The 14,211-nt window shown below is 57.3% G+C and carries 11 protein-coding genes and 11 other annotated features; all 11 genes read right to left on the bottom strand.

The features are described from left to right. Positions 1 to 189: 189 nt before the first annotated feature. Positions 190 to 1,475, bottom strand: a protein-coding gene (gene nuoN, locus STM2316; protein ID NP_461258.3) for an NADH dehydrogenase I chain N. Within the gene, positions 190 to 1,467 belong to an annotated coding region; the region does not span the whole gene. After that, positions 1,470 to 1,475, bottom strand: a ribosome-binding site (putative RBS for nuoN; RegulonDB:STMS1H002447). It overlaps the preceding gene by 6 nt. Before the next feature lie 178 nt (positions 1,476 to 1,653). Continuing rightward, positions 1,654 to 3,200, bottom strand: a protein-coding gene (nuoM, locus tag STM2317) for an NADH dehydrogenase I chain M (protein ID NP_461259.1). Within the gene, positions 1,654 to 3,183 belong to an annotated coding region; the region does not span the whole gene. Beyond that, positions 3,195 to 3,200: a ribosome-binding site (putative RBS for nuoM; RegulonDB:STMS1H002448), on the bottom strand. Its footprint overlaps the gene before it by 6 nt. A gap of 296 nt (positions 3,201 to 3,496) precedes the next feature. Further along, the gene (gene nuoL / locus STM2318; protein ID NP_461260.1) for an NADH dehydrogenase I chain L occupies positions 3,497 to 5,349 on the bottom strand. Within the gene, positions 3,497 to 5,338 belong to an annotated coding region; the region does not span the whole gene. Then, positions 5,335 to 5,648, bottom strand: a protein-coding gene (nuoK, locus tag STM2319; RefSeq protein ID NP_461261.1) for an NADH dehydrogenase I chain K. Within the gene, positions 5,335 to 5,637 belong to an annotated coding region; the region does not span the whole gene. The genes nuoL and nuoK overlap by 15 nt, the downstream gene beginning before the upstream one ends. Next, positions 5,344 to 5,349 (bottom strand) — a ribosome-binding site (putative RBS for nuoL; RegulonDB:STMS1H002449). It overlaps the preceding gene by 6 nt. Then, positions 5,634 to 6,200, bottom strand: a protein-coding gene (nuoJ, locus tag STM2320) for an NADH dehydrogenase I chain J (RefSeq protein NP_461262.1). Within the gene, positions 5,634 to 6,188 belong to an annotated coding region; the region does not span the whole gene. The genes nuoK and nuoJ overlap by 15 nt, the downstream gene beginning before the upstream one ends. Beyond that, positions 5,643 to 5,648, bottom strand: a ribosome-binding site (putative RBS for nuoK; RegulonDB:STMS1H002450). Its footprint overlaps the gene before it by 6 nt. Next, positions 6,195 to 6,200 (bottom strand) — a ribosome-binding site (putative RBS for nuoJ; RegulonDB:STMS1H002451). It lies within the gene nuoJ. Continuing rightward, the gene (nuoI, locus tag STM2321) for an NADH dehydrogenase I chain I (protein ID NP_461263.1) occupies positions 6,199 to 6,757 on the bottom strand. Within the gene, positions 6,199 to 6,741 belong to an annotated coding region; the region does not span the whole gene. The genes nuoJ and nuoI overlap by 2 nt, the downstream gene beginning before the upstream one ends. After that, positions 6,752 to 6,757 (bottom strand) — a ribosome-binding site (putative RBS for nuoI; RegulonDB:STMS1H002452). (Overlaps the previous gene by 6 nt.) After that, positions 6,756 to 7,744 (bottom strand): NADH dehydrogenase I chain H gene (nuoH, locus tag STM2322; RefSeq protein ID NP_461264.1). Within the gene, positions 6,756 to 7,733 belong to an annotated coding region; the region does not span the whole gene. Before nuoH ends, nuoI begins: the two co-directional genes overlap by 2 nt. After that, positions 7,730 to 10,470 (bottom strand): NADH dehydrogenase I chain G gene (gene nuoG / locus STM2323; protein ID NP_461265.3). Within the gene, positions 7,730 to 10,462 belong to an annotated coding region; the region does not span the whole gene. The genes nuoH and nuoG overlap by 15 nt, the downstream gene beginning before the upstream one ends. Continuing rightward, positions 7,739 to 7,744: a ribosome-binding site (putative RBS for nuoH; RegulonDB:STMS1H002453), on the bottom strand. It overlaps the preceding gene by 6 nt. Beyond that, positions 10,465 to 10,470: a ribosome-binding site (putative RBS for nuoG; RegulonDB:STMS1H002454), on the bottom strand. (Lies within the gene nuoG.) A 16-nt stretch (positions 10,471 to 10,486) precedes the next feature. Continuing rightward, positions 10,487 to 11,838, bottom strand: a protein-coding gene (gene nuoF / locus STM2324; protein NP_461266.1) for an NADH dehydrogenase I chain F. Within the gene, positions 10,487 to 11,824 belong to an annotated coding region; the region does not span the whole gene. Next, the gene (nuoE, locus tag STM2325) for an NADH dehydrogenase I chain E (RefSeq protein NP_461267.1) occupies positions 11,821 to 12,335 on the bottom strand. Within the gene, positions 11,821 to 12,321 belong to an annotated coding region; the region does not span the whole gene. Before nuoE ends, nuoF begins: the two co-directional genes overlap by 18 nt. Next, positions 11,833 to 11,838: a ribosome-binding site (putative RBS for nuoF; RegulonDB:STMS1H002455), on the bottom strand. It overlaps the preceding gene by 6 nt. Then, the gene (gene nuoC / locus STM2326) for an NADH dehydrogenase I chain C,D (protein NP_461268.1) occupies positions 12,324 to 14,140 on the bottom strand. Within the gene, positions 12,324 to 14,126 belong to an annotated coding region; the region does not span the whole gene. Before nuoC ends, nuoE begins: the two co-directional genes overlap by 12 nt. Beyond that, positions 12,330 to 12,335, bottom strand: a ribosome-binding site (putative RBS for nuoE; RegulonDB:STMS1H002456). It overlaps the preceding gene by 6 nt. Then, positions 14,135 to 14,140: a ribosome-binding site (putative RBS for nuoC; RegulonDB:STMS1H002457), on the bottom strand. It lies within the gene nuoC. Positions 14,141 to 14,211: the final 71 nt, after the last annotated feature.

Genomic DNA, 14,211 nt, shown 5'->3' on the forward strand with positions numbered 1-14,211 from the left:
GCCCAACATCCGGCTCTTCGTTCGTCGGGACGTGTTGGGTTTCGGCTACGCCTCACCCAACGAGTCTATGGTCTCTATGCGTCACAGGTTTTCATAAGTTGGATGCAATCCAACATTTAGAGGCTCAGGTATTGCTCATCAGCCTCAACCGCCGATAAATCGGCGGTTATTGACATCATCAACGCGGCATTACATCAGCGGCATCGCCAGTTGCACAAGGCTAATCAGCGGCTGCGGCCAGACGCCCAGTACCAACACCAGCAACGCGGAGATCAGCACCACGATACCGCCTGCGCTGTACTGCCAGTTTGTCGGCGCGTCGCGTCCCGGTTGCTGCGGCGCGTGCAGGTAGAGACTCACCGCAACACGCAGGTAGTAGTACAAACCAATCGCGGAACCCACTACCACGGCGGCGACCAGCCACCACAGGCTGGCCTGAACGCCGACCGCCAGCACGTAGAATTTGCCGATAAAGCCCAGCGTCATCGGGATACCTGCCAGCGACAGCATCATCACCGTCATCACCGCGGCAAGAACCGGGCGGTGCCAGAATAGACCACGGTAAGAGTACAGAGAATCCGCATCCGGGCCGCGGAACGGGCTGGACATCAGGCTGACCACGCCAAACGCGCCGAGGCTGCTGAACAGATAACCGGCCAGATAAACGCCTACCGCTTCCATCGACATCTCGCCGCTCTGCAGGGCAATCAGCGCCACCAGCAGATAGCCGAGGTGAGAGATAGAAGAGTAACCGAGCAGACGTTTGATGTTGGTCTGGCTCAGCGCCATCAGGTTACCGAAGATGATAGAGGCAAAGGCGATAATGCCCAGCACCACGCGTACCGCTTCGCTGTCGCCTACCGGCGCATACAGGAACAGACGCATCACCACGCCGAAGATAGCGATTTTGCTCGCCGTCGCCAGGAAGGTAGAAACCGGCGCAGGCGCGCCCTGGTAAACGTCTGGCGTCCACAGGTGGAACGGCACCAGAGAGAGTTTAAAGCCCAGACCGACAATCATCAGGCCAAAGCCCGCCAGCAGCAACGGCTCGTGCAGCATACCATCGCCGAGGCTCTTACCGAGCGCTTCGAAAGACAGGTTGCCGGACTGCGCATAGACCAGCGCCATCCCGAACAGCAGGAAAGACGAGGCGGCGGCGGAGAGGATGGTGTATTTGATACTGGCTTCCAGCGAGCGTTTCTGGCGGAAAGCATAACCAATCAGGCCGAACAGCGGCAGTGAGATCAGTTCAATACCGAGGAACAGCGCCGCCAGATGGTTGGCGTTCGCCAGCAGAATTCCGCCCAGGCTGGCGATTAACACCAGCAGGTAGAACTCTTCCTGGTTATCGTTATAGCCTTCCAGCCACGGGTAGGCAAAGGTACAGGTGGCGAGGCTCGCCAGCAGCACCAGTCCGGTGTAGAGCATCGCAAAGCCGTCAACGCGCATCAGCGGCGTGACGTCCATTGCCCCGGCCTGGCCGACAAACCAAAGCGAAACCAGAGCAGCGTTAAGCCCAATGACCGACAGCGTGGCATTGAGGAAGTGATTGCGTCGCCACGCAATGGAGAGCATCACAACCACCACCGTCAAGCCGACGATCAGCAGCGGTAGCAGCGCAATCAGGTGTTGTGGAGTTATTGTCATGGCGATTTACGGCCTTGTAGTAGTAACGGAATTAACAAACCACTGCTGGATGTTGCTCATCGCAGAATGCGAGGTATCCAGAATCGGCTGCGGATAGAAGCCAAGCAGTACCAGAAGCACCACCAGCAACAGAATGATAAACAGCTCGCGCAGCGACATCCCTGGCAGTTCTACACTGGCAATCTGGCTCTTCGCCTTACCAAAGTAAGCGCGATGCAGCATCGCCAGCGAGTATACAGAGGCGAATACCAGCCCAAAGGTGGAGATCACGGTAATCACCGGCACCACCTGGTAGCTGCCGAACAGAATCATAAATTCGCCGACAAAGTTACCGGTGCCCGGCATCCCGAGCGTCGCCACCGCAAAGAACATGGACAGCGCAGGCAACCATTTCATTTTGCCCCACAGGCCGCCCATCATACGCATGTCACGCGTATGCAGACGTTCGTACAACTGGCCACACAGAATGAACAGACCCGCCGCGGACAAACCGTGCGCAATCATCTGAATCACCGCGCCCTGGTACGCCAGCTGACTGCCGGTGTAGATAGCGATCAGCACGAAGCCCATGTGGGAAACGGAGGTATAGGCAATCAGGCGCTTGATGTCGTATTGGGTAAAGGCCATCCACGCGCCGTAGAAAATGCCGATAACGCCAAGCCACATAGCGATAGGCGCAAACTCCGCCGACGCGTTCGGGAACAATGGCAGGGAGAAACGCAGCAGACCGTAAGCGGCGGTTTTCAGCAAGATCCCCGCCAGGTCGACGGAACCGGCGGTCGGCGCCTGGGAGTGCGCATCCGGCAGCCAGCCATGCAGCGGAACCACCGGCATTTTCACCGCGAAGGCGATGAAGAAGCCCAGCATCAGCAGATATTCCACACCGTGGGACATCGGCGTATTCAGCAGCTCTTCATAATTGAAGGTCCACACGCCGGTCGCGTTGTAGTGCACAAAGACCAGCGCCAGGATGGCAATCAACATCACCAGACCACTCGCCTGGGTGTAGATGAAGAACTTGGTCGCCGCCGTGATACGCGTTTTCCCGTCAGAAGCTTTGTGGCCCCACAGCGCGATCAGGAAGTACATCGGCACCAGCATCATTTCCCAGAAGAAGAAAAACAGGAACATGTCGATGGCCAGGAACACGCCGATAACGCCGCCTAAGATCCACATCAGGTTCAGGTGGAAGAAGCCCTGATATTTTTCGATTTCTCGCCAGGAGCAAAGCACCGCCAGAACGCCGAGCAGGCCGGTCAGCACCACCATTAGCAGCGACAGTCCGTCGAGCGCCAGATGGATAGAGATGCCAAAACGCGGGATCCACGGCAGGACAAATTCAGATTGCCACTGCGGAATACCGGCGGATTGCGTCAGTGAATAGCCGCCCTGCAACCACAATTGCAGACCGAGCGCCAGCGTCAGCCCCATGGTAATCAGCGCTATCCAGCGCGGCACCTTCACGCCAAAGCGTTCGGTCTGCCAGCACAGAAAGCCGCCGATAAAGGGGATTAATATCAACCAGGGTAATAACATAGCTAAGTATGTCCCTTATATTTACTCCTGCTCAGGCTATCTCACTCGTCAGCCCAAATCCTGCCAGTGCTCACACAAAACGCAGCGCGTTTTGAACGTCCGTAAGGACGGCCCCGTAGGGGTGAGCTTCGCGAATCATCCTCACGTACTTCAGTACGCTCCGGTTGCTGTGCGCTGGCGGTATCCGGTCTGACTTCGCCGATGACGCCTGTACTTCAGGAACAGATTTTCAACGAATTCTAAAAATTATTTTTGGGTTTGTAGGCCGGATAAGCACTGCGCCATCCGGCAGTCGTTCATCCAGCCAACAAACTCAACGCAGTACCATCAACAGTGCCAGCACAACGACAGCGCCGATGCTCATGGATGCCACATACCAGCGCAAATAACCGTTCTCGCTCAGTACCAGGCCTTTGCCTGCAAAACGGGAAAGGATAGCCGGAATGTTCATCAACGCATTAAGCGGGTCGCGCTTCAGCAGCCAGGCGATACCGAGGAATGGCTTGACGAATACTTTGTCGTACAGCCAGTCAAAGCCCCAGGCGTTATACCACCAGGTGCCCAGCAGACGGCCCGGCGCGCTGTTGGCGATCGACGTCACCAGCGTACGTTTACCCAGCCACAGCCATGCGGCAATCAGAATGCCGGCAATCGCCACTACGCCAGAGGTAATTTCCAGCGTCATGACGCGACCATGCGCCAGTTCAGTTGTCTGCGGCAGCACCCCCTGCAGCGGCGGCACAATCAGCGCGCCAACAAAGGTAGACAGAATCATCAGGACAATCAGCGGCAGATGGTGGGTAATCCCCTTCCCTGCATGAGCATGAATTTGTTCTTTACCGTGGAATACGATGAAAATCATCCGGAAGGTGTACAGGGAGGTCATGAACGCGCCGACCAGACCCGCCACCATCAGATTGATATGACCGTTCGCCATCGCCCCGGCCAGAATCTCATCCTTACTGAAGAAGCCCGCAGTGACCAGCGGCAGCGCCGACAGCGCCGCGCCCCCCACCAGGAAGCAGGCATACACCAGCGGAATGGACTTACGCAGACCGCCCATCTTAAAGATGTTCTGTTCGTGATGGCAGGCCAGAATGACGGAACCGGACGCCAGGAACAGCAGCGCTTTGAAGAACGCATGGGTCATCAGATGGAAAATCGCCGCATCCCACGCCTGTACGCCAAGCGCCAGGAACATGTAGCCAATCTGGCTCATGGTGGAATAGGCCAGCACGCGTTTGATGTCGGTCTGCACCAGCGCGGCGAAACCTGCCATTACCAGCGTAATCGCCCCGATAATGCCCACCAGATGCAGAATTTCCGGGGTCATCAGGAACAGACCATGGGTACGAGCGATCAGGTAGACACCGGCGGTCACCATGGTGGCGGCGTGGATCAGCGCGGAGACCGGCGTCGGACCGGCCATCGCGTCGGCAAGCCAGGTCTGCAACGGTAGCTGCGCAGATTTACCGACCGCGCCGCCCAGCAGCATCAGCGTCGCCCACATCAGCATGTTGTTGCCGTCAGCAAAGTGCGCTGGCGCCAGCTCGACCATTTCGCGGAAGTTCAGCGTGCCCAGTTCGTTGTAGAGGATGAACAGCGCGAAGGCGAGGAATACGTCACCGACACGGGTCACCACGAAGGCTTTCATTGCCGCCGCGCCATTCTTCGGATCGCTGTAATAGAAGCCGATCAACAGATAAGAGCACAGGCCCACGCCTTCCCAGCCGAGGTACATCAACAGCAGGTTATCGGACAGCACCAGAACCACCATGCTGGCGATAAACAGGTTGGTATAAGCGAAGAAGCGGGAGTAGCCCTCTTCTCCACGCATGTACCAGGACGCAAACATGTGGATCAGGAAGCCGACGCCGGTGACCACAGAGAGCATGGTCAGCGACAGGCCGTCCAGCACCAGGTTAAAACCGATGTTAAAGTTACCGACCGACATCCACGTCCACAGCGGCTGGCTGAACGCCTGTTTGCCGTTGGCGAAGAAATCCATCCCGACAAACGCTGTCACCAACGCCGCCAGACCAACGGAGCCCACGCCAATGGTCGCGGAGAGATTTTCCGACCAGCGTCCGCGAGAGAACGCCAGCAGTACAAAGCCAATCAATGGCAGAATAATGGTTAAGGCAAGCATGTTCATCCACGCATCTCACTTACTGAATCGATGTTCAGGTTCTGGCGACGGCGATGGAGTTGCAGCAACAGCGCAAGTCCAATACTCGCTTCCGCAGCCGCAAGGCTGATGGCGAGAATGTACATCACCTGACCATCGGTCTGGCCCCAGTAGCTCCCGGCGACCACAAAGGCCAGCGCGGAGGCGTTAATCATGATTTCCAGCCCAATCAGCATAAACAGCAGATTGCGGCGGATAACCAGACCGGTTAAACCCAGGACGAATAAAATCGCAGCGAGGATCAGTCCGTGTGTTAAGGGGATCATGCGCGCTCCTCCGTTTTTCTTTTCGCGCGGTCATCGGCGCGGTTGCTTAGCACTTCGCCCGCACGCTCTTCACGACCGACGTGGAACGCCACCACCAGGCCTGCCAGCAGCAGCATAGACGCCAGTTCGACCGCCAGAACATAAGGCCCGAACAGCGTAATGCCCACCGCTTTCGCGCTAATCGGCGTGCCGTCGATGCCCTGGTCGTTAACGCCCAGAATGGCGTACACAATGACCGCCAGCATAATGGCCGACAAAACCGCCGGACCAATCCACACCTGCGGCTTCAGCCACTGGCGTTCCTGTTCGATTTCGCTGCCGCCGAGGTTGAGCATCATCACCACGAACACAAACAGCACCATGATGGCGCCTGCGTAGACGATAATTTCCAGCGCACCGGCAAAGTAAGCGCCCAGCGAAAAGAACACCCCGGAAATCGCCAGTAGCGATATCACCAGATACAACAGCGCGTGTACCGGATTGGTATGGGTGATCACTCGCAGGGTCGCGAGGATGGCTATCAGGCCACAGATATAAAAAGCGAATTCCATTGCCCTCTCCTTACGGTAACAGGCTCTTGACGTCGATAGGCTTGGCTTCGTTCTCTGCTTCGCCTTTATCTTTGCCGTCGATTGCCATACCCGCCATCCGGTAGAAGTTATATTCCGGGTATTTGCCCGGACCGGAAATCAGCAGATCCTCTTTTTCGTACACCAGATCCTGACGTTTGTATTCGCCCAGTTCGAAGTCCGGGGTCAACTGAATCGCCGTGGTCGGGCACGCTTCTTCGCACAGGCCGCAGAAGATGCAGCGTGAGAAGTTAATGCGGAAAAATTCCGGATACCAGCGGCCATCTTTGGTCTCCGCTTTTTGCAGAGAGATACAGCCTACCGGACAGGCTACCGCGCACAGGTTACAGGCAACGCAGCGCTCTTCACCGTCCGGGTCGCGCGTGAGCACGATACGACCACGGTAACGGGGCGGTAAATAGACCGGCTCTTCCGGATACATCCGCGTTTCGCGTTTGGCGAACGCATGCAGGCCGATCATCCAGATACTGCGTACCTGAGTGCCGAAACCTACTAATAATTCTTTTAAGGTCATGGTCTTTGTGTCCCTTATTGCGCCTGCCACAGAATGACAGCCGCCGTTACCAGCAAGTTGATGAGCGTCAGCGGCAGGCAAACTTTCCAGCCGAAGGACATTACCTGGTCATAACGCGGACGCGGTAACGACGCACGAATCAAAATGAACATCATCATGAAGAACGCGGTTTTCAGCGCGAACCAGACGAATGGCGGTAAGAACGGGCCATGCCAGCCACCGAAGAACAGCGTTACCATCAGCGCGGAAACGGTGACGATGCCGATGTACTCCCCCACGAAGAACAGACCGAATTTCATCCCGGAATATTCGATGTGGTAACCGTCCGCCAGTTCCTGTTCGGCTTCCGGCTGGTCAAACGGGTGACGGTGACAGACCGCTACGCCCGCGATGGCGAAAGTAACAAACCCAAAGAATTGCGGAATCACGTTCCACAGATGCGCCTGGTTATTGACGATATCGGTCATATTAAATGAACCGGCCTGCGCCACCACGCCCATCAGGGAAAGACCAAGAAACACTTCGTAGCTCACCGTCTGGGCAGACGCGCGCATCGCGCCCAGCAGCGAGTATTTGTTGTTGCTCGACCAACCGGCGAACAGCACCGCGTAAACCGCCAGACCGGCCATCATCAGGAAGAACAAAATCCCGATGTTTAAATCGGCCACCACCCAATTAGGGCTAACCGGCACAATGGCGAAGGAGAGCAGCAGCGAAGTAAACGCGATCATCGGCGCCAGGGTAAAGATGACGCGATCCGAGAATTTCGGGATCCAGTCTTCTTTAAAGAACATCTTGATCATATCCGCGACCAGCTGGAGCGAGCCGCCCCAGCCAACGCGGTTTGGTCCATAACGGTTCTGGAACAGACCCAGCAGACGACGTTCGCCAAAGCTCATGAAGGCCCCGCAGGTGACGACCACCAGCAGAATCACCACCGCTTTGAGAATGCTCAGCAGGATCTCAATCAGATCCGGTGTAATCCAACTCATTGTTGCGCCTCCCGCAGATCCTCAAGACGCGCGCCAGCCAGAACCGGCGCGATGCCAGGCATACCCATCGGCAGCCCTACCTGCCCTGCCGCTAACCCTTCAGAGATTTCAACCGGCAGCGTCACCGTATTGCCATCGTAGCTAAAGGAGACGCGCGTCCCGGCATTGACGCCCAACTTCGCGGCATCCGCCGGGTTAAGTTTGATATACGGCTGCGGCATACGGCTCTGGAAGACCGGAGAACGCTGAGACAATTCGTCGCTGCCAAACAGGTGGTAATACGGCGCAATACGCCACTGACCGTCCTGCGCCTGGAAGCTTGCCGGCACGGTAGTGAAATAATCCAGACCGCCCTCAGTCGCTTCAATCAAACGCACGCCCGGATCGCCGTGACGCAGTTTGCCGCCCACTTCATCCTGGAATTTGTTCCACGCCTGCGGGGAGTTCCAGCCCGGCGCCCAGGCGAACGGAATTTCAGATCGCGGGGCAGTCGGTTGGTTATTCCCTTCCATTGAGAAGGCGAACATGGTGTCTTTATCCTGCGGCTGACGTGGTTCATGCACGCTGATATTGGCGCGCATCGCCGTACGACCGCTGTAACGATGCGGTTCGCGCGCCAGCTTCTGCCCACGAATGCGGAAGGTCGCATCCGGCGCGGCGTCCTTAATGCCGGCAAATTGCGGCATGGCGGCAATGACCGCGTCGATCACGTGGTCAAGCTGAGTCCAGTCCACTTCGCGGTTTTCGACGGTGCTGTGCAGTGAATGCAGCCAGCGCCAGCTTTCCAGCATAATCGTCTTGTTATCGTAGTAGGCCGGATCATAAACCTGGAAGAAGCGCTGCGCGCGGCCTTCGTTGTTGATGACCGTACCATCGCTTTCGGCGAAGCTTGCCGCGGAAAGCACCAGATGCGCGTTTTCCATAATCGCCGTGCGCTGATGGTCAACCACCATCACCAGCGGCGCTTTGGCGAGCGCAGCGTTCACGCGCGTAGCGCTTGCATGACGGTGGAGATCGTTTTCCAGCACCACCACGGCGTCCGCGCTGCCGGTTTCCAGCTCGCCCAACGCATCATCAAGCGAACCGCCGCCCATCATACCCAGCCCCATGCTGTTCACGGAGCGGGCAATCATAGTAATACCGACGTCGGCGCCACGGCCTTTCAGCGCTTTCGCCACGTTGGCGGCCGCCTGAATCACCTCACTGCTACCGGCGTTAGTGCCGGAGATAATCAGCGGTTTTTTCGCGCCGGCCAACGCCTGCACAATGACATCAATTTTGTTTTGTAAGTCGCTGTCGATACCGTCAACCGCAGGCGCTGTATTGTCCAGCGCATGAGCAATCGCAAAGCCCAGGCGCGCCTGATCTTCCACCGGCGCGCGATAGGTCCAGGCGGCGATATCATCCAGACGGGTGTCATCCACGTTGGTCACGAACAGCGGATGTTTGGCACGCTGGCCGATGTTAAGGATGGCCGCAATCTGCCAGTCGGCCACTTTCTGCGCCGCCGCCATTTCACGCGCTTTACCTTTCACCGCCTGGCGTACCGCCAGCGCAACGCGCGCGCCGGTCTGAGTGACATCCTCACCCAAGACCAGTACCGCGTCATAAGATTCGATCTCCCGCAGCGCCGGGGTGTAAATTCCGCCTTCACGCAGCACTTTCAGCGCCAGTTGCAGACGTTCCTGCTCGCCGCGCGCGATACCGGTGTAGAAGTTTTCCGCACCAACCAGCTCACGCAGCGCAAAGTTGCTCTCAATGCTGGCGCGTGGCGAACCGATACCGATCACTTTCTTCGACTGGCGCAGAATATCCGCCGCGCCCTGCATCGCCTGCTCGGCGTTGAGGGTGATGAAGTCATCGCCACGGCGCTGAACCGGCTGACGCGGACGGTCTTTCAGGTTCACATAGCCATAGCCGAAACGACCGCGGTCGCAGAGGAAGTAGTGGTTAACGGTACCGTTGTAACGGTTTTCGATACGGCGTAATTCGCCATAGCGCTCGCCCGGGCTGATGTTACAGCCGATGGAACACTGCTGACAGATGCTCGGCGCAAACTGCATGTCCCATTTACGGTTGTAACGCTCGGAGTGCGTTTTATCGGTGAAGACGCCGGTCGGGCAAATCTCGACCAGGTTACCGGAGAATTCGCTTTCCAGCGTACCGTCTTCCGGACGCCCGAAGTAGACGTTGTCATGCGCGCCATAGACGCCCAGATCGGTGCCGTCGGCATAATCTTTGTAGTAACGCACACAACGGTAGCAGGCGATGCAGCGGTTCATTTCGTGCGAGATGAACGGCCCCAGATCCTGGTTGCGGTGGGTACGTTTGGTGAAACGGTAGCGACGGAAACTGTGCCCCGTCATCACGGTCATATCCTGAAGATGGCAGTTACCGCCCTCTTCACAGACCGGACAGTCGTGCGGGTGGTTAGTCATCAGCCACTCCACCACGCTTTCACGGAACTGTTTCGCTTCTTCGTCGTCAATAGAGATAAAGGTACCGTCGGTGGCTGGCGTCATACAGGACATCACCAGGCGACCACGCGTATCTTCCGCGTTTTGGTATTGCTTCACCGCACACTGGCGGCAAGCACCGACGCTTCCCAGCGCCGGGTGCCAGCAAAAATACGGAATATCAAGGCCGAGGGACAGACATGCCTGTAGCAGGTTGTCCGCGCCATTGACCTCGTATTCTTTGCCGTCTACATGAATCGTAGCCATTAGCATGCTTCCAAATTAAAAATCGTTAACTCACCAGCGCTCTTTGAGCAGGTTCGGCTGAATACCATTGATTAAATGGGTATTACTGAACGGCTGCTTGATGCCAGCTTCGAATTCTTCGCGGAAATACTTAATTGCGCTTTGCAGTGGCTCAACCGCGCCCGGCGCATGCGCGCAGAAGGTTTTACCCGGTCCGAGGAAACGACACAGTTGCTCAAGTGTCTCGATATCCCCCGGCTGGCCTTCGCCACGCTCCAGCGCGCGCAGAATTTTCACGCTCCACGGCAGCCCGTCGCGGCATGGCGTACACCAGCCGCAGGATTCGCGGGCAAAGAACTCTTCCAGGTTACGCACCAGCGACACCATGCCGATTTCGTGGTCTACCGCCATCGCCAGCGCGGTGCCCAGACGGCTGCCTGCTTTACCGATGCTTTCGAACTCCATCGGCAGGTCAAGATGCGCCTCGGTCAGGAAGTCGGTTCCCGCCCCGCCCGGCTGCCAGGCTTTGAATTTCAGGCCATCGCGCATACCGCCGGCGTAGTCTTCGAGGATCTCGCGCGCGGTGGTGCCGAACGGTAATTCCCACAGGCCCGGATTCTTCACGCGGCCCGAGAAGCCCATCAGCTTGGTACCCGCATCTTTGCTTTTCGAGATGTTCTGGTACCACTCCACGCCGTTGGCGAGGATTGCCGGGACGTTACACAACGTTTCGACGTTATTCACACAGGTCGGCTTGCCCCATACGCCGGAGGTCGCCGGGAAAGGCGGCTTGGAGCGCGGGTTCGCGCGGCGGCCTTCGAGGGAGTTAATCAGCGCCGTTTCTTCACCACAGATGTAACGCCCTGCCCCGGTGTGGACAAACAGTTCAAAGTCGAACCCGGTGCCCATGATATTTTTGCCAAGCAGCCCGGCCTCGGTTGCTTCGGCAATCGCACGGCGCAGATGTACAGCCGCTTCGATATATTCGCCGCGCAGGAAGATGTAACCACGATACGCTTTCAGCGCGAACGCGGAGATCAACATACCTTCCACCAGCAGGTGCGGCAGTTGTTCCATCAGCAGACGGTCTTTATAGGTGCCCGGTTCCATTTCATCGGCGTTACACAGCAGGTAACGGATGTTCATGGATTCATCTTTCGGCATCAGGCTCCACTTCAGACCGGTGGAAAAGCCCGCGCCGCCGCGCCCTTTCAGACCGGCGTCTTTTACCTGGCTGACGATTTCATCCGGAGACAGGCCGGTCAGCGCCTTACGCGCGCCTTCGTAGCCGTTTTTGCTACGATATTCATCCAGCCAGACCGGCTGTTTGTCATCGCGCAGACGCCAGGTCAGCGGATGGGTTTCGGGAGTACGGATAACGTTTTTCATTTATACCGCTCCAGTAGTTCAGGAATGGCTTCCGGGGTCAGATGGCTGTGAGTATCCTCATCAATCATCATGTTCGGCCCTTTATCGCAATTCCCCAGGCAGCAGGTCGGCAGCAGCGTAAAGCGACCATCAAAGGTCGTCTGCCCCGGTTTGATGTTGAGATTTTTTTCCAGCGCGGCCTGAATCCCCTGATAGCCGGTGATATGGCACACCACGCTGTCGCAGTAGCGAATCACGTGGCGACCGACCGGCTGACGGAAGATCTGGCTGTAGAATGTGGCGACGCCTTCGACGTCGCTCGCCGGAATACCCAGCACATCGGCAATAGCGTAGATCGCGCCGTCCGGCACCCAGCCACGCTGCTTCTGAACAATTTTCAGCGCTTCAATGGACGCCGCACGCGGGTCTTCGTAGTGGTGCTTCTCGTGCTCTATCGCTTCACGCTCTGCCGCACTCAGCTCAAAAGCCTCGGTTTGTGGTTGTTGATTCTCGTGCATAATTAGCGGTCCACATCTGACATAACAAAATCGATACTACCCAGATAGACAATCAGGTCGGAGACCAGGCTACCGCGGATCGCCGAGGGAATCTGCTGCAAGTGCGCAAAGCTCGGCGTGCGCACGCGGGTACGGTAGCTCATAGTGCTGCCGTCGCTGGTCAGGTAGTAACTGTTAATCCCCTTCGTCGCTTCCACCATCTGGAAGGACTCCTGCGCCGGCATCACCGGGCCCCAGGAGACCTGCAGGAAGTGGGTGATCAGGGTTTCGATATGTTGCAGCGTGCGCTCTTTCGGCGGCGGCGTGGTCAGCGGGTGATCCGCTTTGAACGGGCCTTCCGGCATGTTATCGAGGCACTGCTGAAGAATGCGCAGACTCTGGCGCAGCTCTTCCACTTTCAGCATCACGCGGGTATAGCAGTCGGAAACGCCGCCACCCACCGGCACTTCAAAGTCAAAGTTTTCGTAGCCAGAGTATGGACGCCATTTACGTACGTCGAAGTCGATCCCGGTCGCGCGCAGCCCTGCGCCGGTGGTGCCCCACTCCAGCGCCTCTTTCGCGCCGTAAGCGGCAACGCCCTGCGAACGCCCTTTCAGAATAGTGTTACGCAGCGCGGCTTTCTCGTAAGAATCCAGACGCTTCGGCATCCACTCAAGGAACTCTCGCAGCAGGCGATCCCAACCGCGCGGCAAGTCGTGCGCGACGCCGCCGATACGGAACCAGGCCGGGTGCATACGGAAACCGGTAATGGCTTCCACCAGGTCATAAATTTTCTGCCGGTCGGTAAAGGCAAAGAAGACCGGCGTCATCGCGCCGACGTCCTGAATAAAGGTCGAGATGTACAGCAGATGACTGTTAATGCGGAACAGTTCGGAGAGCATCACGCGGATGACGTTCACACGATCCGGGACGGTGATCCCTGCCAACTTTTCTACCGCCAGCACGTACGGCATTTCATTGACGCAACCACCGAGGTATTCGATACGGTCGGTATAGGGAATGTAGCTATGCCAGGACTGGCGCTCGCCCATTTTTTCGGCGCCGCGGTGGTGATAGCCGATATCCGGCACGCAGTCGACGATTTCTTCACCGTCAAGTTGCAGGATAATACGAAACGCACCGTGCGCAGACGGGTGGTTCGGGCCGAGGTTGAGGAACATAAAGTCCTCGTTGTCAGTCCCGCGCTTCATCCCCCAGTCTTCCGGCTTAAAGGTCAGCGCTTCCATTTCCAGATCCTGCTTGGCTTTGGTCAGCTCAAACGGGTCGAATTCGGTCGCGCGCGCCGGATAATCTTTACGCAGCGGATGGCCTTCCCAGGTTTGCGGCATCATGATGCGCGTCAGGTGCGGGTGGCCTTCGATATCAATACCAAACATCTCCCAGGTCTCACGCTCGTACCAGTTGGCGTTAGGGAAAAGTTTAGTGAAGGTCGGCACGCGCAGGTCGTTTTCAGACAACGCCACCTTGAGCATGATATCGCGATTACGCTCAATGGAAATCAGGTGGTAGAAAACGGAAAAATCCGCGGCGGGTAACCCGTCACGGTGCGTACGCAGGCGTTCATCCATGCCGTGTAAGTCAAACAGCATGACGTAAGGTTTCGGCAGTTTCTTTAAGAAATCGCCAACCTCCAGTAGTTGTTCACGCTTGACCCAAACAACGGGGATACCGGTGCGGGTCGCCTGAACGGTAAAGGCATCCGGCCCAAAACGGTTGCGCAGTTCGCCGATAACCGGATCATCAAGATGATCGCGGGTACTCCATGCAGCGTCTTGCGCGGTTAAGTCGGTCATATTGTTCACCATTGCAAATGGTCCGTGGTGGTCGGCAGTGCTTCGCGCTATTAAAATAGTGGTTAGCGAAGTGAAGTGCTGCTGCCGACAGGCGCAA

The sequence above is a fragment of the Salmonella enterica subsp. enterica serovar Typhimurium str. LT2 genome, from assembly GCF_000006945.2.
Taxonomy (GTDB): domain Bacteria; phylum Pseudomonadota; class Gammaproteobacteria; order Enterobacterales; family Enterobacteriaceae; genus Salmonella; species Salmonella enterica.

What these genes read in the sequence shown, in the direction of transcription:
- nuoN (NP_461258.3), bottom strand. Translation starts at nt 1,467, where the DNA reads ATGGACGTCACGCCGCTGATGCGCGTTGACGGCTTTGCGATGCTCTAC.
- nuoM (NP_461259.1), bottom strand. Translation starts at nt 3,183, where the DNA reads ATGTTATTACCCTGGTTGATATTAATCCCCTTTATCGGCGGCTTTCTG.
- nuoL (NP_461260.1), bottom strand. Translation starts at nt 5,338, where the DNA reads ATGAACATGCTTGCCTTAACCATTATTCTGCCATTGATTGGCTTTGTA.
- nuoK (NP_461261.1), bottom strand. Translation starts at nt 5,637, where the DNA reads ATGATCCCCTTAACACACGGACTGATCCTCGCTGCGATTTTATTCGTC.
- nuoJ (NP_461262.1), bottom strand. Translation starts at nt 6,188, where the DNA reads ATGGAATTCGCTTTTTATATCTGTGGCCTGATAGCCATCCTCGCGACC.
- nuoI (NP_461263.1), bottom strand. Translation starts at nt 6,741, where the DNA reads ATGACCTTAAAAGAATTATTAGTAGGTTTCGGCACTCAGGTACGCAGT.
- nuoH (NP_461264.1), bottom strand. Translation starts at nt 7,733, where the DNA reads ATGAGTTGGATTACACCGGATCTGATTGAGATCCTGCTGAGCATTCTC.
- nuoG (NP_461265.3), bottom strand. Translation starts at nt 10,462, where the DNA reads ATGCTAATGGCTACGATTCATGTAGACGGCAAAGAATACGAGGTCAAT.
- nuoF (NP_461266.1), bottom strand. Translation starts at nt 11,824, where the DNA reads ATGAAAAACGTTATCCGTACTCCCGAAACCCATCCGCTGACCTGGCGT.
- nuoE (NP_461267.1), bottom strand. Translation starts at nt 12,321, where the DNA reads ATGCACGAGAATCAACAACCACAAACCGAGGCTTTTGAGCTGAGTGCG.
- nuoC (NP_461268.1), bottom strand. Translation starts at nt 14,126, where the DNA reads ATGGTGAACAATATGACCGACTTAACCGCGCAAGACGCTGCATGGAGT.